This window comes from Bacteroidia bacterium (assembly GCA_019695265.1).
Classification (GTDB): Bacteria; Bacteroidota; Bacteroidia; order JAIBAJ01; family JAIBAJ01; genus JAIBAJ01.
The window spans coordinates 1-20,464 of the sequence record JAIBAJ010000068.1; the positions used below are offsets into that span (position 1 = coordinate 1).

General features: G+C 40.4%; 12 protein-coding genes. 2 read left to right on the forward strand and 10 right to left on the reverse strand.

Annotated features, from left to right (window positions below):
* Positions 1-440: 440 nt before the first annotated feature.
* Positions 441-1,058, reverse strand: a complete 618-nt coding sequence (gene recR / locus K1X82_10385) for a recombination mediator RecR (protein MBX7182511.1) — start codon at positions 1,056-1,058, stop codon at positions 441-443.
* 99 nt (positions 1,059-1,157) lie between these two features.
* On the opposite strand from recR, the gene K1X82_10390 reads away from it, so the two are divergent.
* Positions 1,158-1,718: a SiaB family protein kinase gene (locus tag K1X82_10390; GenBank protein MBX7182512.1), complete on the forward strand. Its 561-nt coding sequence runs from the start codon at positions 1,158-1,160 to the stop codon at positions 1,716-1,718.
* A 97-nt stretch (positions 1,719-1,815) separates the two neighbouring features.
* Here the strand turns inward: K1X82_10390 and K1X82_10395 are convergent, their stop codons facing one another.
* A complete protein-coding gene (locus K1X82_10395) occupies positions 1,816-2,931 on the reverse strand; it encodes an acyltransferase (protein MBX7182513.1) in 1,116 nt (371 codons plus the stop codon).
* Complete coding sequence (locus K1X82_10400) at positions 2,931-4,967, reverse strand: alpha-galactosidase (protein ID MBX7182514.1); 2,037 nt, start codon at positions 4,965-4,967, stop codon at positions 2,931-2,933. The genes K1X82_10395 and K1X82_10400 overlap by 1 nt, the downstream gene beginning before the upstream one ends.
* A gap of 96 nt (positions 4,968-5,063) precedes the next feature.
* Between K1X82_10400 and K1X82_10405 the strand changes: the two genes are divergently transcribed.
* A complete protein-coding gene (locus K1X82_10405) occupies positions 5,064-6,014 on the forward strand; it encodes a nitronate monooxygenase (protein ID MBX7182515.1) in 951 nt (316 codons plus the stop codon).
* 482 nt (positions 6,015-6,496) lie between these two features.
* On the opposite strand, the gene K1X82_10410 is transcribed toward K1X82_10405, so the two are convergent.
* The 7 genes from K1X82_10410 to K1X82_10440 form a co-directional block, all read right to left on the reverse strand.
* Positions 6,497-7,504, reverse strand: coding sequence for a type IX secretion system membrane protein PorP/SprF (locus K1X82_10410; GenBank protein ID MBX7182516.1), 1,008 nt, complete (start codon positions 7,502-7,504; stop codon positions 6,497-6,499).
* An 18-nt stretch (positions 7,505-7,522) separates the two neighbouring features.
* Positions 7,523-15,961, reverse strand: a complete 8,439-nt coding sequence (locus tag K1X82_10415) for a gliding motility-associated C-terminal domain-containing protein (GenBank protein MBX7182517.1) — start codon at positions 15,959-15,961, stop codon at positions 7,523-7,525.
* Positions 15,962-16,102: 141 nt separating this feature from the next.
* A complete protein-coding gene (gene mqnB, locus K1X82_10420; protein ID MBX7182518.1) occupies positions 16,103-16,765 on the reverse strand; it encodes a futalosine hydrolase in 663 nt (220 codons plus the stop codon).
* Positions 16,765-17,568, reverse strand: coding sequence for a 1,4-dihydroxy-6-naphthoate synthase (locus K1X82_10425; GenBank protein MBX7182519.1), 804 nt, complete (start codon positions 17,566-17,568; stop codon positions 16,765-16,767). Before K1X82_10425 ends, mqnB begins: the two co-directional genes overlap by 1 nt.
* Positions 17,565-18,062 (reverse strand): DinB family protein, encoded by a 498-nt coding sequence (locus K1X82_10430; GenBank protein MBX7182520.1) that lies wholly within the window; start codon positions 18,060-18,062, stop codon positions 17,565-17,567. Before K1X82_10430 ends, K1X82_10425 begins: the two co-directional genes overlap by 4 nt.
* Before the next feature lie 61 nt (positions 18,063-18,123).
* Positions 18,124-19,617 (reverse strand): OmpA family protein, encoded by a 1,494-nt coding sequence (locus K1X82_10435; protein ID MBX7182521.1) that lies wholly within the window; start codon positions 19,615-19,617, stop codon positions 18,124-18,126.
* 99 nt (positions 19,618-19,716) lie between these two features.
* Complete coding sequence (locus K1X82_10440; GenBank protein ID MBX7182522.1) at positions 19,717-20,346, reverse strand: deoxynucleoside kinase; 630 nt, start codon at positions 20,344-20,346, stop codon at positions 19,717-19,719.
* Between the last annotated feature and the right edge of the window lie 118 nt (positions 20,347-20,464).

The following is a 20,464-nucleotide window of genomic DNA, read 5'->3' on the forward strand; positions in this document are numbered from 1 at the left end:
TATGTTAGGCCAATTTTTCAATAGGAATTAATACCTAAAATTGGACTATACATAATGTACATTCGGTATTAACCCAAAATCTGCCCAAAATTCTTTTCCGTCCATTTGTACAAATTTTGAGAAGAATGGGCTCTGACGATGGTTTATGCCGATAGCAAATCTGAATTAGTCCAATGGTGCTTTGCATTCATTTGCCTAAACAGCTTTAGAAAAGGTAGCCATAAAACACTATTCTTTACTCAAACTTTATTTCTAGGCAGGCAGTTTGGGTTTGCACCTCGGGCAACGATAGAGGTAAGTAGCCCACAGGAGCACGCGGCGATAGCCAAGTGCTACGAGGACTACAACCGATAGCGTGACCCGAACGCCCAAACGCAGGCTGCCAGGGGGTTGCAGGCAAATGGAGGGCGGAGGGGGCCCGCCAAAAATCAATAATTAAACTAACGGGACAAAGTTTTTTCGTAATCCATACGATGCAAAATGGAGCGACCCAAGGTAATTTCATCAGCATATTCCAGTTCGCCGCCAATGGCCACACCCCGAGCAATGGTGGTAAGTTTAACCGGAAAATCCTTCAGCTTTTTATACAAGAAAAAATTGGTAGTATCCCCTTCGATGGTGGTACGCAAAGCCATAATTATCTCGGTGGGCTTTTCATCCTTTACACGCTCCAGAAGGTGAGCAGCAGTAATATCGGAAGGGCCAATGCCATCCATAGGCGAAATTACACCGCCCAACAAGTGGTATAAACCATTAAACTGACCGGTAGATTCAATGGCAATCATATCTCGTATATCCTCAACCACCATGATGGTAGTTCGGTCGCGACCCGGAGAGGCACAAATGGCACAAACTTCGGTTTCGGTAACATTGTGGCAAAATTTGCATTGCCGGGTATCTTCCTTTAATCGAATAAGGGTTTGAGCAAATCCGGATAAACCGTCCCTATCTTTTTTGAGCAGGTGCACCACAAAACGAAAGGCCGTTTTGCGACCAACACCGGGCAGTTTGGCAAACTCATCCACTGCCATTTCAACCAACTTGGACGAAAAATTCATTGCCCTAAAATACAGTGAATCCGGGAGTTGGAACAGGGAAAGAAATAGTTTTTTCAAAAACAACTTTTTAATTGCTTCCTGTCTATTTTTGTAACTCCTATGACTCCGGCAGCAAGTTTAAAAGAATGGAAAAGCTATTTTAATGCGGACGATCCGATTTTTTCGTTTCGAGGCAAGGTGACCCATAAAGTGGTGGTGAAATTAGTACCGCTTATTGAGGTAAAGTTGTTTGAAATTGGAGCCGAAACCTTTGTTAAAAAACGTCTGGTTACTGTGTCAATTGAAGTTTTGCAAAACCTGATGAACCATAGCTACCGCGACAAAGGCAAGAAATACAAAATACCACATGAATTTGCAATTTTGTATGAACATGGTCATTTTATTGTAGTAAGTAGCAATTTGGTGGAAAATAAAAAAGCCATGATTTTGAAGGACAAACTAATTAAACTGAATAGTTTGGACAACGAAGCCATCAAATTTTTATACAACTTGGTTATTAAACAATCCTATACCAAATCGGGTGGCGCCGGATTGGGTTTGCTCGATATGCGCAGAAAAACAGGGTATCCGTTTGAATTCTTTATTGACCTAGAAGATAAACGGGTGTCGAGGTTCTTTTTTAAGGTGAAAATTCCTAATAAGAGTCTGGCAGATTTGTAGTTCCACTTGACCACCCCGGGAATAAATTCAGTTTTCCCAGGCATTTTCCTCTGATGAATGGAATTAAACCGTAGGTAATCGGTATACTTATTTTGGATTAGGAAGACAGACCAGACCCAAATTGGCGCATCAACCACTTTCGAACCGGCTCTTCGAAATAGCGAAAAACAAGTATGGATAGTACTTGAATAGCCAAAAACAAGGCCCAAATTTGTCCGTGGAAAAGCTGCAAAATCCAATCAGCCAAAGGACTCACATGGAATAGGTAAAAGGCATAAGACGAAGACCCAAGTAATACCATCATAGACTCCAATCCGGAGCCTAGCTTACCCGGAACTTGTTGAATTAATAACCACAAAACAGGAACTATTACCAAGGCCGGGAAAAGCACATTTTGAATAAGTATACCCAAAGAACCATAAATACCCCACCAGCGGAAATCGAATTTATAATAGTGGAACAAATAGAGCAAGACCAAACCCGAACTAAAAGCCCAAACCAAACTTGCCGAATGCAGAACCCGATACCGGAAAGTGTTGCCTGAAATACAAATCGATGCTAAGACCATTCCCAGCAAAAACTCCATAATCCTTCCAAACAACGAATAAATAAGCATATACTCTACCGAAGGCATAAAATTCCAAGGCATGTAAAAACCTAGATGCCAAACCAACATCAGGCCAAACAAATAAAACAACAAGCTTGATCCCAACAACAGCCATAACGACCTACGAAGCAAAAAAAGCAAAACAGGAAATAGGAGGTAAAACAAACCATCGATACTAAGAGTCCAGGACTGGCTAATTCCGGTAAAAACATACCTAGAAAAATAGGTTTTGGTCAAACTGAAATTAAGCCAGTAAATTTTGGTGTCGGAATTGGGTTGCAGGATAAAAAACAAGGTTAAAGCCAAGAAATACAATGGTAGAATTCTGGCAATTCTAGCCATATAAAATCCCTTTATCCAGCCATTGGCAGAAGTTTGGGCTATCGGCAAATAACGCAGCGTTAACAAGAAACCACTCAATACAAAAAACACATTCACCAACATAAACCAATCGGATGCCCAAGCGCTAAAAACCGAAGGGAAATGTTGTGGGTAACGTTCCACATAGTGAAAGAAGAAAATAGCCCATGCCACGATCGCTCGAAGAAAAGAAACAGAGGCGTTTCGTTGACTTAGGTCCAAGGCAAGTTTGTTTTCAGCTTGCATCAGGAAGGAAATTCCAAACCGGCCAATCGAATACCACCTGCATCATAAACCGGATATTCCTTTCCATTGATTTTCAACCTATCCCTTTCTCCTCCAAAAACAAACAAGGAACCTTTTCCTATGGATTTTTCATCCAACTCCACAACCACTTCACCTGAAACAAACTCCCATTTCTTTAGCTCTGCTCCCGGGAAAATATGCATATCGCTTCCAATAAATGACCCAAGTTCCTGTTTTACCTCCATCAATACCCTGGTTTCATAAGCCTGAATTTCAAGCTCCTTCCCTCCTGGAATAAATTTCAAATCCGATTCAAAAAACATGGCTTGGGGAAGAACAACTTGCTTAGTATCCTTGGTAAAATTACTATAGACCAAATAATTTCGCTGATGAATGGAAAATCGAATGGTAAAAAACTGCAAATCATTTACCACTTCCATGTTATCCTTTTGTAAGTGAGGAAAGGTTTTGCGGTAAAATGACAGTTGTGCCTCGCTGTATTTTGACAAATCGTCGGAGGTAAACACCAATCCGCCAAACAGATAATTGAGTACTAACAAGGTTTTGCGCTGATTATCTGACAAGTGGTTTTTTTCCTTTCTCCATATAAACACATCGGGATCATTGAAAAAAGCATTTCCATTCATGTTTCGCCTCGAAATGGTGCTGTTAAGCGATGAATTGGTACTTATTCTTTCCCTTACCTTTAGGTTCTTCATCCATTTGGTTTCCCAACCCGGGCTAATATCATTGCCAATACGGCAATAATCCACCTTTCCAAAAGCCGGACCTAAAGGAACTCCACAGCCCAATATCAGCTTATCACCACAAAGCTCTCTCAACAAATCCATGGCTTCACACATCATTTGTCCCCGACTTTTATTCTGATAAGGCACAAGAGCCGGTGCAAATAAAAAATCCAGTTTCACCAAATCAAATCCCCAGGTATTTAAAACCGTATCAAAAACCTGCTTCAGATAGGCTTTAACTTCTGGCTTATAAAAATTCAAGGCATAATACCAACCACTCCAAAGCGGGTTGTATCCGGCCCGTTGTAGGTGTTCTCCATCCGGACTAAATATCCAATCCGGATGTTCTTTAAAAATGAAGGAATCCTTTTCACAAATCAGCGGTGCCAACCACAATCCGGCTTTATATCCCTTCCGGTGAATGGCATCGGCAATGGGTTTCATACCATCCGGAAATTTTGAATTGGTATTTATCCAATCTCCGGTTGCTTTTTGATAGCCATCATCTATTTGAAATACATCAATTGGTATTTTAAGCCTTGAAAAGTTCTCCAGATTGGAATAAATAATTTCAGGATTTATTTTGGTATAATGCAAGTACCAACTTGTCCAACCGGTAATTGGTTTATTGGAATTGGATAAAAATCCATGACTTTGCCAGTAATGATTAAAAACTTCTTTTTCATTTCCAAATCCGGCAAAAAGATCAAGCACTAAACTTGGTTCAGTAAAGCTAATTCCGTTGATATCCTTTTTGATCAGGAATTTATTTTCTGGAACCAGGTGTTGAAAGATGGTATAGCCACAGCGTTCATTCAACGAACCATACATGGCCAATGCATTGGATTGATTTCGAATATAAGTATAGGTATAACCATGCAAATGTCCCTTTTGTCCGGAATATGGATAAAAAGTATAGTCCCCGCTTCGGCTGGTTAATTCATGTAAAAAACCGGCTACATTTTCCATTTTCTCCCAAATCCTAAACTCTCTCGAATCGGTCCAGCTTTGGTAACCATTGCAATAAATTTTGTCGTTGGTTTGGTATTTCCACTCCATTTCCAACTCCAATTTTCGAATCGTTACCTTGGTTTTAGGAATTAATTGCAGGGTTAACCTTCCATTACCACTCTTAGTGCTTTTAGTAGCCTTAATCTCCAAATCATTATTCGAAAACCCCGAAGTAGGCTCAAAAACTACTTCCTGTGGGGAGGCTCCCTCCAAACTGTAAACCATGCGTGCCAGCGAACGAATGGCCGGTGAAAAGAAAAATGTCTGAAAATCCATACCTCAAAAATAAGTGGTGAAGGATAAATACCTGTTGACCTTGCACAAATATTCTGGAATAAGCCTTTTCTTTGTAATGTAAAATAACCTAAACTCATGGCATTCGAACAAAATAGAATTTGCAACTTATTTGGCATCCAATACCCAATTATTCAAGCCGGAATGATCTGGTGCAGCGGCTGGAAACTGGCTTCTGCCGTTAGCAATGCCGGCGGATTAGGTCTACTCGGTGCCGGAAGCATGTATCCCGATGTTTTGCGAGAGCACATTCGTAAATGCAAAGCCGCTACCAACAAACCATTTGGAGTCAATGTGCCCTTGCTTTACCCGGATATAGAGTTGCTCATGAACATCATCGTGGAAGAAGGTGTAAAAATTGTATTTACTTCAGCCGGAAATCCCGCTTTATGGACCAACTGGCTAAAAGAACGTGGTATCACCGTGGTTCATGTGGTCAGTAGCAGCAAATTTGCCGAGAAATGCGAAAAATGCGGTGTCGATGCCATTGTTGCCGAAGGTTTCGAAGCTGGTGGACACAATGGCCGGGAAGAAACAACTACACTGGTTCTTATTCCTTCCGTTCGAAAAGCTACTTCCTTGCCTCTAATTGCTGCCGGAGGTATCGCCACCGGAGGTCAAATGCTGGCTACCATGGCACTTGGCGCTGAAGCCGTTCAGGTTGGGACCCGGTTTGCAACAGCCATCGAATCCTCAGCTCACGACAATTTTAAAAAGGTGGTTTTAGACGCCAAAGAAGGCGATACTGTGCTAACCTTGAAAGAAATAACTCCGGTTAGGTTGATTAAAAACCCCTTTTACGAAAAGGTAAAAGAAGCGGAAATGCGCTGTGCCACCAAGGAGGAAATGTTACAGATTTTGGGTCGGGCAAGGGCTAAAAAAGGCATTTTCGAAGGCGACATACAGGAAGGAGAACTGGAAATCGGTCAGGTTAGTGCCCTCTTGGACCATCAAGAACGTTCCGAAGATATCATTCAAAACATGCTTCTTGAATATCAGCAAACACTTGAAATTCTCACTAAAAGCTAGGCTTACCGCTTTCACAAGCCAAGAATTTCTAACTATCCTTTATGCCATTTTACCTAAAACTTGGGTTATAAATCCTGGTGCTTGAATATTTTGGCGGGCCCCTTTCGCCCTAACCAATCGTATTCAAAAACTCCAACTTAGGTGCAACGGGCTTCAGGTCACGCTTTCGGTTGTAGTCCTCGGTACACTTGCTAACGCTGCGTGCACCTGTGGGCTACTTACCTCAATCGTTGCCCGGGGTGCAAACCCTGACTGTCATCATCCTACCCCAGGTGAATTTATCATCGTACCGGTAAGTTTTTGCCTAGTACCTTACAAGCAATACCAAAGATACTTAGGAAATAAAGCGATATATGCCGATGAAAAATGGGTAAAGTCGTTGGTAAATAACCAGACAAAACATACCCATATCCTAAACCTACCAAACCATAGTAATAATTCAGACAAAAAAAAGAGGGAAAGTTTATCTTTCCCTCTTTCAATTACTTCGGTTGCTCTGCCGGAGTTTCAGGTTTTGTTTCCTCCTGCTTTGATTCCTCACCCGGTTCGGCTTGCGGAACTTTGTCAGGCACCGGTTGTTCTTCTAAAACTTCCTCTGATTTAATCCTTCCAAACTTGGCACCAATCATTATCTCATGTGTCCCGTTAGAATAGGATTTCAAACGTGTGGTAGCAAAATCATAGGCATAACCTATCAGAATGAGGTCCTTTATATTCAACCCTGCCAAAGCACTAATTGCATCATTGTGACGATAGGTAGCACCCAACCATAACAAATCATTGTACCTTGCTTGCAATCCTCCTTCGAATTGGTAAATGTTCTTTTCCATTTTAAACATAACCGAAGGCTGCACCATAAACTTACCAAAATTGAAATTGTAGCCTCCATTAATTAGGTAATGCCTTTCCAGGTTGGACAAAATATCCTTTTGGTTCTCATAAAATTTCAACCTATTTCCAATGATTTGATTCACTGCGATTCCAACAAAGTAATTCGCATGATTCAAATAAATACCAAAATTAAAATCCGGTTGATAGGAATTTAATACACCACCTTGTTGGGCAGCAGGATCTCCATCTTGTCTCAAAGTAACTTTCGACAAATCGATGCGGTATTGAAGAAAACCGGCGGCAAGTCCCAGATTAAGTTTAAGTTTAGAAGTTAGTTTAAGGTGATAAGCATAGGTTAAATAACCACCGGTACGACTCGTTGGACCGGTAACATCCGAGAAAACAAAACCACCTAAACCCATGTTGAGCTTTTTAAAAGGCCCGTGTAAACTAACCAAAAAGGTACGAGGAGCATCCTTTATTCCTGCCCATTGATACCTGTTTAAAGCTTTTAATTCGTAGTAATTATTGCTACCCGTTACTGCAGGATTCAATACATAATTATTAATCATGTAAGAACTATACTGTGGCAACTGCTGAGCCTTGGCTAAACCAAAAACACAACTAAATACAATCGATATGAATAAATGTTTCTTCATTGCTAGTGTCTAAGGATATTAACGTACAATGGTAATTGGGCCGGTTAATGGGTCTTGGCCATTTTTCAAGTCAATAACATAGTAATACGTTCCAACAGGAAGGTCCTTCCCTTTGAATTTTCCATCCCATGGGGTATCATACCCTTGAGAATAGAATAAACTCTCACCCCAACGGTTAAATATTTCCACCGAATTCTCCGGATACAAATTCAAATTATCAATAATCCAGGTGTCATTATAACCATCGCCATTCGGTGTAATTCCATCAGGAAATTTAACACCCGGAACCACTGTTACTACAATGGTATCCGAAGCAACACAACCTACTGAATCGTTAGAATAAACAATGTACACGGTAGTTTGAGTAGGACTTGCCTGGGTCAATGCTGAGTTTGGATCACTCAAATTGGTCGATGGAGCCCAAACATAACTAGTAGCACCACTGGCGTTCAAATAGGTTGCCTGGCCTTGAATAATTGTTACATCCTGGCCGGCATTGATAGGATCAGGAGTGGCTATGGTTACTAAAACTGAATCAACTGCCACACAAGCACCAACTGTGGTGGTTAGGTAAAACATGGTGGTTTGATTCACATAGGCCGTTGGATCCGGAATTATATTGCTGCCAATAATGTATTGGCTCGGTTGCCAATTGTAAGTCATACCCCCATTACCATTAAACTGAATGGTGTCTCCAGGACAAATGGTAGTATCACTTCCTGGATTGGAATAAACATACACATTGGCATTTACAACAAACGTATCAAGGTAAACACAGTTATTGGCATCAGTAACGGTAACTATATAATCACCCGGGAATAAATCTTGAACATTTTGGGTATTTGCCCCACCTGGCTGCCAGGCATAGGAATAACCCGGAGTACCTCCAGAAACTGAAATAGAAACCGTTCCGGTATTGGTATTATTACAGTTTGAATTGGTTGAACTTCCAGTTATATCCACCCAGGTTGGTTGGGCAATGGAAATTTGAGCCAGCGAATTACAACCATTTCCATCGGTTGCAACAACTGTAAAAATTCCTGCACAAAGGTTTGCAACAGCAGCATTGGCAGTTAAGTTATTATCATTCCATTGATAGGTGTAGGGTGGAGTTCCACCGGTAGCAACACCCAAACCGGTTCCATCGCAGGTATTACCACAATTGGCATCAGTAGAAGTAGCTAATACAACCACTTGGGTAGGTTGTCCAAGTTGAACCGTATCAGCATCTACACAACCTGTTGAATCGAAAACAAAAACTATATACGTCCCTGCGCACAAGTTCGAAGCTAATGGTGTAGTTTGCAACAAATCATCATTCCATTGGAAAGTATATGGCGGAATGCCTCCTAAGCCAATAGCAAGGGCATTGGCATCACACGAACCATAACAAGTGGCATCATTGGTAACCGTAATATCTGCTTGCAAAGCATTGCTATCATCAATTGTAACTGTTGTTGAATCTTCACAACCATTGTCATCAGTTACTGTAACGGTATAACTTCCAACACAAAGACTAACTGCGGTTTGGGTAGTTTGATTATTAAAATCATCCCAGCTATAAGTATATGGAGCAGTTCCTCCACCAACTAATACCGTAGCAGAACCATTGCAGGCAGCGTTACAGGTAACTCCATTCACATTGGTAGTTAGCACCAATGCAGGTGGAGCAGTAATTATAGCAGTATCCGAACGGGTACATCCATTGGCATCAGTAACAACAACATACTGAGGTCCTGCACATAAGCTATCCGCAGTAAATTGAGTACTTCCACTTGGCAACCAAAGGCATGTATAAGGACTAACTCCTCCTTGAACTAAAACGGTTGCAGTTCCATCGCATGAATTTGCGCATGAAGATGGTGTAACAGTTACTGAAGTAACTAGTGGTGCCGGTTGGTTTATAGTAGCTGATTGACTAGCTTGACAACCATTGGCATCGGTTAGAACCGCTGTATAAGTTCCTGCACATAGATTGGAGGCTGTTGGAGAAGACGATCCGGTTGCCGGTACCCAAGAAAAAGTATAAGGCAAAATACCACCGGCAGCCGTAATGGTAATTTGTCCATCACACGTATTAGCGCATAATGGATCAATTGCAACCGGTAAACTAAAAATAAAAGTATCCGGCTCTCCTACTGTAGTTTGGTCAGAGGCTACACAACCATTTGCATCTGTAATGGAAACAAAATAAGTTCCCGGACTTAGACCAGAAACTGCTTGGGTAGTTTGTTGAGGTGTGGTACTCCAAATGTAGGTATAGGGTGCCGAACCTCCTGAAACAAAGGCACTGGCAGAACCATTGGAACCACCATAACAGGTAACATCTATAGAACTTGCTGTTACCGAAATGGTTGTATTCGTATTAACTACTGAATATGTAAAAGTTTGAGCACAATTGGTAGCATCCGTAATAGTTACCGTGTATAATCCTGCACAAAGACCAGAAACTGAGTTAGTCAATCCACCATTGCTCCAGAAATAGGAATATGGTGCTAAACCACCGGTAGGATTAACTATAATGCTGCCATTACAAACGCCACAAGGTGTATTAACAATTTGTTCATTGGCCGTAAATGTTCCACCACCTAAGCTTACCTGATCAAGTGCACTACATCCGGCAGGATCAGTAACTTGAACAAAGTAGCTACCGGAACACAAGCCGGTAACAGTGCTGGTGGTATCACCTGTATTTAACCATAAATAAGAAAAATTACTACCAGGACTATTTACTACAACGGAAGCTGTTCCATCGCAAACTCCGTTACAAGAGGCATCAGTTGCACTTACTGAGATTTGTATGTTGTTTCCATTATCGATTGGAACATAATTAGTAACCTCACAACCATTAGCATCCTGAATGGTAACATAATTTAATCCAGCGCACAAATTGGTCACCTGGGCAGTTGAACTTCCATTGTTCCAAAAATAAGTATAAGGAGTTGTTCCTCCTAATGCAAGAATATTTGCAGATCCTGTACAAGTATCTCCACAAACACCATTGGTACTTGTTACAGTTGCTGTAAGAAGCTGAGGCTGAACCAATACTACCTGACCGGTTGCTGTACAATTGTTGGCATCTGTTACCAATACATTATATGTACCGGGACAAAGAGAAAAGGCAGTATCATTCGCTTGTTGATTCGGATCATCCCATCCAAAAGTGAATGGAGCCACTCCTCCGGAATCAATAGTAACAATTGCTTGACCATCACATAATCCAAAACAAGAAATGGAAACAGATGAGGTTGTTACATAAATTGGAGAAGGGTCAATTACATTAACAGAGTCTGTTTCAATACAACCATTGGAATCGGTGATGGTTAAAATATATAATCCAGCACAAAGATTATTCAAATTTAAACCACTTGACCCACCCGGATTCCAGGACAACGTATACGGACTAACTCCACCGGAAACAGTTTCAACAATAGATCCATTACATAATCCGCTACAGGTTGGATTTGTAACAGTTGCATTAGCCACAATAGGCGGTGGCGAAGTAATGGTAAATGAAATAGTATCCGAACAGTTATTTTGATCTGAAACAACCAATTGGTAATTACCTGCACATAGATTGGTTAAACTATTACCAGAACCACCGGATGGTAACCATTGAAAAGTATAAGGTCCTGTACCGCCAAGAACATTGGCTGTAGCTGTTCCATCACAATTCCCATTGCAAGTTTCAGGAGTTGTTGCAACATTAACATTCAATGCCAGGGGTTGGGTAATTTGTGCAGTTCCAGATACCGTACAACCTTGCGAATCAGTAACAGCAACAGAATAAGTTCCAACACATAAATTGCTTAGCGTATCATTGATAATATTACCAGGCGACCAGATATAAGTATATGGAGCAGAACCACCTACAGCATTAGCAATGGCTTGTCCATTACAAGCTCCATTGCATAAAGAAGGTATACTTGTAATATTCACATTAAGAGGTTGGGGCTGAGTTATGGTAATATTGGCAATGGCCAAACATCCATTAACATCCCTTACCTGAACTGCATAAAATCCGGCACATAAACCAACAGCAGTATCATTCGTTTGTCCGGCAGGGTCACCCCATAAATAGGTATAAGGTGGAACACCTCCACTTCCTGCAACTACTGCTTGTCCATCACAAACCCCGGCACATGAAACATTGGTTTGACTTACTAAGTTTGCTGTTAATTGGTTAGGACCGGTAATTGTAACCGTACCAGTTCCTGTACAATTATTAGCATCTCTTACTGTTACAGTATACGAGGTAGCACACAGGTTGTTAGCAGTTGCACCAACTTGTACGGGGTTAGTACTCCATTGGTAAATATAACCGGGAGTACCGCCGGTAACAACCGCAGTAGCAGTTCCATTACAAACACCCGCACATGACAAATTGGTAATATTTGTAAATGTAACATTTAATAAAGAAGGCTGAGTAATAGTCCCTGTGGCAGTGGCAGTACAACCATTTGCATCGGTTATAGTAGCAGTATAAGTTCCTGCACAAAGGCCATTAATTGTTAATCCTGTTTGAACTGGAACTGTATTCCATGAAACGGTGAACGGAGCTGTTCCACCAACTATGTTTGCAGTTAAAGATCCATTGCAATTCGTAGTTCCTCCACAAGTTGGATTCGTAACTGAAACAGTCGCTGTAATTGGAGTCGCTGGGTTAACCGTAATTACTGTACTTTGAATACAACCATTTGCATCGGTAACAGTGGCAGTGTAGTTTCCGGGACAAAGGTTGTTAGCTGACGTACCGGTTGTTCCTCCAGGAGACCATGAGTAGGAATAAGGCAAAGTACCTCCGGAAGCAATAACAGAAGCATCGCCATCACAGTTTCCAACACATGTTGGATCATTAACCACTGCTAAACTAATATTTAGGCTCGATGGGTCAGTTAAAGTTACTGTTTGTGACGAGGCACAACCTAATGCATCTGTAACTAAAACTGAATAAGTTCCTGCAGACAAATTAGTTGCAGTTGATGTGGATTGTCCTCCGGGTGCCCATAAGAAAGTATATGGGGTTGAGGCGCCTGTTGCTGTTACTGTCGCAGTTCCATTACTACCACCTTGGCAAGATGGATCGGTGGAAGATACGCTAAGGGTTGGTCCATTGGGGCTGCTAACGTTGAAAGTAAATACATCCGAACAGCCATCAGCACCGGTTATAGTTACCTGGTAGGCACCAACACATAGGTTGGATGCTGTAGCACCTGAACTAACGTTTGGACTCCAGCTATAGGTGTAAGGTCCAACCCCTCCGGTTGGTGCCAAACTAATGCCACCGGTACATGCTCCGCATCCTGTTGGAGTAATAGTACCATTGGCTAAAATAACCGCAGGTTCCGAAATAGAAAAAGGAGTGGTATTGATACATCCATTCACATCCAGTACTTGAACAAAATCAGAGCCGGCGCACAAATTTGTTGCTGTTTGAGTAGTTTGCCCCGAACCAACCCATAAATAAGTGAATGGCGTTCCACTGCCGGATGCGCTCACAGTAGCAGTTCCATCACAAGAACCCGGACAAGATGCATCTGTTGTACTAACTACAACATTGGTTGGTCCTGGAGGATTGCTTACAGCTACGGCTGTATTTAGAACACAACCATTCGCATCTGTAATATCAACCGAATTAACACCCGCACATAGCGAGGTTACGGATGAAGTAGTTTGTCCATCACTCCATAAATAGGTATAAGGTGCTGTACCTCCAATTGGAGTAATGGTAGCAGTTCCATCACAAATATTACAACTTGCTAAGGTTGAAGTAGAAGAAACACTTAAGGGAGATGGTTGTGTTAAGTTAAAAGTTTGCGAAGCAGTGCAGTTTGCTGCATCAGTGATAGAAAGTGTATAAGTTCCGGCACAAATATTATTAATTGATTGGGTAGTTAGTCCCAATGGTGCCCAAGAGTATGTATAAGGTGCAGTACCACCCACTAAATTGGTTGTAATACTTCCGTTGCAATCTCCATCACAAGTTGGACTGGAAAGGTTAGCATTGAAGTTAAATGGCTGAGGCTGAGAAACAGTGGCATTGGTTTGTGCTTGACAGCCATTGGCATCTGTTACCCTAACTTGATAGGTACCGGCGCATAAATTGCTTGCATTTGCACCTGAAGATACGTTTGGTGTCCAAACATAGGCTAAAGGAGCTAAGCCTCCAGTAACGGAAGTGGTTACTGTTCCATCACAAACACCATTACAGGTTGCATTTCCTACAGTAACATTCACTTGAACTGCCGGAGGTTGAATTAAAGTAATTGTTTGTGAAGATGAGCATCCATTTGCATCAGTTGCTGTAACAGTATAAGTTCCGGCGCAAAGATTAGTAGCACTTGTGCCGGATAAGGAACTTGGAGTCCATGAATAAGTTATTGGGGCAGTACCACCGGTTAAAGATGTGGTAATAGATCCGTTGCAACCACCATTACAAACAGGTTGAACTGAGGTCGCAGTCAGAACTAAATTGGAAGTATTGTTTACATTGGCATTGGCTGTATTAGTACAACCATTGGCATCAGTAACAGTTACAATATAAGGTCCGGAACATAGATTGCTGGCAGTAGCCGTATTTTGAACCGGTGTAGAATTCCATGAATAAGTTAATGTACCATTACCTCCGGTAGCATTTGCAGTGGCAGAACCGGTGCAATTGCCTGCACACAATGAGTTTGTTACACTTGTAGTGATATTAATTATTTGAGGTTGAGTTACGGTTCGGGTGGCAGTACTCGTACAACCGTTAGCATCAGTTACTGTAAGGATATAGGCTCCTGCACAAAGGTTGGAGAGGTTTGGCGTATTCAGAGGAGGAACGGTATTCCAAGAATAGGTATATGCAGGAGTTCCTCCCGTTACGGAGGATATCGCAGTGCCGGTGCAAAGTCCATTACAATTTGGATTTTGTCCAGTTACAGTAACACTTAACGCTGTTGGTTGAGCGATTGTAACGGTGGCAGTTTGAGTACATAGATTAGCGTCAGTTACAGTCACTGTATAAGTTCCGGCGGTTAAATTTACAGCAGTTGGACCGTTTTGAACCGGTGTGGTACTCCAAGAATAGGTGTATGGACCTACACCTCCGTTAGCAGAAGCAATTGCAGAACCATTGTTGCCTCCATTACATGAAACATTGGTTGGTGTAGTTGTAACAACTATTAAAGAAGCTTCTGTAATAGTTACTGAAGCCGTTAAAATACATCCATTATCGTCTGTAATAGTATCGGTATAAGTTCCAACCAATAAATTGCTTGCGGTTGCAGTGGATTGGCTAGGTGATGTATTCCATAAATGGCTATATGGAGCCGTTCCTCCGCTTGGATTGGCAGTAGCACTTCCGGTATTTCCTCCATTACAAAGAACATTCACCTGGGTAGTTGTAGAAGTTAAGGGAGATGGTTCAGTAATTAATCGTGTATCAGAAATAACACAGCCCAATGAATCTGTAACGGTTAGAACATAATTTCCTGCCGGCAAATTGGTTGCGTTTGCAGTAGTTTGCACCGGTGTTGAATTCCACGAATAATCATAGGAGGGCGTACCTCCTGTTACCGTGGCATTGATAGAACCGTCAGAAAACCCGTTACATGTTACATCAATGGAAGTAAATGAAATCGATAAGGCCTGAGGCTGAGTAACTTGTGCTGTAGCAGAACCTTGACATCCATTCACATCCGTCACATTTACAGTGTAAGAACCCTGAACTAAATTGGTAATATTTTGGGTTGTTAGAACCGGAGTTGTATTCCATGAAAAAGAATATGGTCCTGTACCTCCTGTTACATTGGTTGAAATAGCACCATCACTGCCTCCATTGCACGAAACATTGGTAACAGTAAGAGTTGGGAGAACAGGACTTGAAGTAGAAATTGTACCAAATCCTGTGCCGGTACATCCCCTGTTATCTGTAACATTCACTGTGTAAGTTCCTGCCGGCAAATTATTTACTGTTTGGGTACTTGCAACGGGTACGGTACTCCATGAATAAGAATATGGTAGAGTTCCTCCTGTAACATTAGCAGTTACAGAGCCTGTACTTTGTCCGCTGCAAAGAACAGCTACTGTGCTCACATTAACAGCAATTGGGGCGGGCTCTGCTACTGAAATTCCAGTTTGAACTGCACCGCCACAACCACCCGGCGTGGTTGCATCCCCATCAGCATCGGCATCAACAACTACAATGTACGATGCCGCACCTGCTAGTCCTGTAAATGTAAAGGTGTTACTATTGCTAGTAAAGGATTGGTTAAATGCTCCTAAAACCAAGGTGTAAGAATAAGGTGCAAAACCTCCAGTAACAGTAACTGTTACTGATCCATCTGCAGCACCATTACAAGTATTCCCTGTTGTGGTAACTGAAACGATTGTCACAGGGCATTGGGCTTTAACAGCCGTAATTCCCAAGTTTACCAATAAAATGGCTAGAATTAAACTCCTAAATAATTTAGTCATGTAAAAATTCTTGATGTTCAACCAGTTAAAAAAGTTGATAAAGTGTTCAAAAGTAGCATTTTATTAACATTCCTTTGGGTTTCTGAAAAATTTATTTCAAATCTATTGTTGAAAAACTTGAATGCTACTATCCTCATCTCTTTAGCTGTTTTCGATAAACGACTTCAACAGAAATTCATTTAATACAGTTACACTTCCCTTGAGGTCCCACTTCCTTTTATCCCTTTCCCCTACATAATTTGAAATGGCCCTAAGTTGAGCAAACTGACATTCGAACTTGGAACAAACATAAAAAAATGCTGCCCCCTCCATGCTTTCAACTTCTGCCTTGTATTGCCTTTGCATATAAGCAATGGTACTTACCCTACCTGACCCTGTATTTTTAGAAACTCCAATGGCCATAGGCAAATCCTTCAACAAATCAGAATGTTTCTCCATCCTTGGAAACAATAAAATATCAGATTCAGACGATAACCCTAGTTGGTTCATAGAAATAAACTTTTGACCCATTTCTACCCCGAGATCGGCCAAGTAATCACGCGATACTTGCCACAAACTTCCAAGGGGGAATTGTCGATTAAATGCCCCTGCAACTCCTACATTCAAAACCAAATCATAATTATTTTTAGCTAAATGAAGACTCAAATTAGTTGCCATAGATACCAACCCTACACCTGTAATTAAAACTTCCAAAGTATCACCCGATTGAGAAGTAATACTAAATTTGTTATCTCCATCCGGAACAGCTATCTCCAATAAAGGTCTGAGCTCTAACAAGGTTGCTGAAACAAATAATATCTTCATCACTTTTGGTTTATTACTGATTTCATTCTTAGAATAGCTTCGTGGCCTTCCTTACCTAAATCAAGTGTAAAATCATTGACATACAACTGAATATGCTTTCGAATTACTTCATCCTCCATCTCCTGTGCATGTGATAAAATATAAGGCCATATACGTTCCGGATATTGGTAAGCAAATTCTATACTTTGCCTAATTAAAGAATTAATCAAACTAAGCAAAGAAATATCAAAATTACTGCGAGCAACAATACCACCCAATGGAATTGGCCTTTGGGTAGACCTTTCCCAAAAATCACCCAAATCAATAATTTTTTCTAACCCTTTTTCCAGGTAAGTAAACCTATTTTCATGAATAATAACACCGGCATCAGCACGTCCATCCAAAACCGCTTCTTCAATTTGATTAAAAATCATAAAACTCTTTTTCACCGGAAATTTTTGAAAATAATCAAATAAAAAATGGGCGGTAGTTTGTTCACCCGGTAAAGCCACCTTAACATCTGGTGGTAATGGCTGATTCACTGGAAATGAATGCCCTTTTCTACTAATTAACAAAGGACCTACACCTAAACCTAAGGCACTACCTGAATCCAACAAAGTATAAGCATTGTCTAATTGGCAATAGGCGTAAAAACTAAGTTTTGTAACATCTAATTTAGAGGCAGCAGCCCAATTATTTAGTTCCTGAACATCCGCAAGAACCGGTTCAAATTCTAAACCTTGGGTATCAATTAACCCATTAACAAGTGCCCCAAAGATGAAAGTATCATTAGGACAAGGTGAAAAACCCAACGTAATTTTCATATTGTTTTTATTCCATTTACTTTACAAATGAGACCAAGATGTCCACAGTGAACAGATTCATGGCGAATGGCATGTTTAATTATTTCCCTCACCGAATTACCTCTTCCAAAGTTAAAAGCTAAGGAACTTTCCATATCTAACTCTTCCAAAGGCGCAGAACTTAATTTTTCTATAGCTAAAACATGTACTTTTTTAAATGCCTCTAATACTTCCATGAATTCAGGCATACCATCCTTTTCACCATCCATACTACCTAGTCGAAACTTATCTAACCAAGGATAAACCTCAAGTTGAGAATATCCTAAAACGTGTAAGACTAATAAGTTCTCAGCCCATGCTAAATGACCTAAGATCCAGAAATAAGAATTCAATTGAATACTTCCTTCAATCACAAATTGATGATGGGGGTTTACTTCTTTTAATTTGGAAAGATAAAACCGAGTGAGATCCCTGGCATTATCTAATAATCCTGCAAGTATTTGCGATTCCGTCATGGTACAAAAATAAAAAAGCCCCTCGAATGGAGGGGCTTTTTAAAATAAATGAGAATAATGCTTATTTAACCAATTGGAAGTCTACACGACGATCAACGTTGTAAGCTTCTTTGCTAGTTGCCAAAGGCTCAGATTTACCTTTAGATTCAACGATTAAGCGAGATGCGTCAATTCCATATACTTTCTTCAAGTGGTCAGCAGCAGCTTGGGCACGTTTTTCAGAAAGAGTTTTGTTCAAACCTTCTGCTCCTGTAGGATCAGCATGACCAATAATTTTAACTTTAGCACTTGGGCTAGCTTTCAATACTTGAGCAACCTCAGCTAATTTATCAAAACTTGACCAGTAGTCGATACGTGAGCTATTAACTTTAAAGAAAATTGATGGCAATCCACCTGCATAAGATACAGAGGCAGCAGCAGGAGTAACGTCAGCAGGTTTAACTGAGATGGCTTTACCTTGGAAGTTAACCAATGTTCCAGACGGAGTGTTAGGCTCAAGATCTTTGCTATCATAAACGCCATCACCATCGGAATCAAGTTCTTTACCATCCGAACCTACTTTCGCACCTTTAGCAGTGAAAGGATCAGCATCTAAATGATCAGGAACTCCATCTTTATCAGTATCAACTGATTTACCGGAACCATCAACAGTAACACCGGCAGGAGTGTTTGCTTCTTTGTCAAACAAATCACTTACGCCATCACCATCAGTATCTTTAGAAAGACCATCGATATTAGTTCTAATCTCTTCTTGATCTTTAGCAATTTCAGCATAAGGGTTAGTCCATTCAGTTGACTCTTCAGCACCTTTCTTACCGAATTTGAAGGCAAGACCTAAACTAGTGTATAAATATTTGTCTTTGCGGAAAGAGTTTCCAACTTTTGCATCAAGTTTATCGGAATTAACGTTTACTAAAGTTGCCTCAAGAGACAAATCCAAAGATTTGGACAAACGGAATTTTGCACCAGCACCAACTGGGAAAACAGTTTCAGTAGTCATTTCTTTTTTCTCAGTTCCAGCTAATTTATAGCCTTGAGAAGACATAAATGCATCCGTTTTTAAATTTTTTCTTAGGGTTCTGAAGTGCATCAAACCTGCACCTGCAAAACCGTAAATTGTCAAGAAACGAGGTTTAGCTTTATCTGTATAAAACATGTTTGAAATGTTTGCATACACAGTCAAATCATACTCAATTAAACTTGATTTAAAATAAGATGAGAAAGCCGAGTTAGATGACCTTTTCATTCCTGCCAAGGTACCATACATCAATGAACCTCTCAATCCAAACACATTGGACAAACTTCTTGTAAGAACACCTTGAACGCCAAACCCTAATTCAGGTTGACTTTTTCCGGCTTCCTTTTTCATAATTGGATACCAATCATATTGACGAACGTCACCATAAAATTGTGTCAATCCACCATTAATACCGATTGACCATTTTTTATAGGCTTTTTTTGGAACAGATGCACCAGCGTCCGCAGTTGTACCGCCTGCAATAGAATTCATCGCAATGCTGGTGGCTAAAGTTAGTAACAGTAATCCTTTTCTCATTTTATTTTTGGTTGTGGTTTGTATATTCTACAACAAAGTAGGCGCAAAAGTATTATTTTTTCTTTTCAATACGACATTTTACTGAAAAAAAAATACTTTTTAGGCAAAATTGACACCTATTGGGTATTTATTTGAAAGTATCTCCTTGATTTTCAAATAATCTTGAGGATTTTCGACAAAATCTAAATTTTCAGCGTCGATTAGAATAATTCTTTGTCCTGTTTGTTGTTTAAAGAATGTCAAATACCCCTTATTAATTCCCTCTAAATAATCTGAACTTATCCCTTGTTCATAAGACCTTCCTCTTTTTCGAATATTACGTAATGCTCTCTCGGGACTTATATGCAAATAAACCCATAAATCAGGCTTAGGAACTTGTTGGAAAATAATCTTATATAGGGTCTGAAATAACTTTTGCTCATCCATACCTAAAGTATTACTTGCAAAAATCAAGGATTTCATAACATGGTAATCGGAAATAGTAAAATTGGTAAATAAGTCCTGGACCGATAATTCATTATTAATATGTTGAAACCGTTCTGCCAAAAAAGATAATTCCAATGGAAATGCATATTGATCGGGGTTAGCATAAAACTTAGGCAAAAATGGATTGTCTTCAAATTTTTCCAAAACCAAATTGCCATTGAACTCTTCCGATAACATTTTAGCCAAAGTGGTTTTTCCACTGCCTATAATTCCTTCAATTACTATATAATTATATCCAAACATGTTAATTTACCTCCAAACCCGAAATTGAATTTCTGCTGGATCCGGTTACACTTGACCAAACATTTTCAAATCCATTTAATTTTAAACATCCTAAAAAGCCAAAAATCAAGGCTTCCTT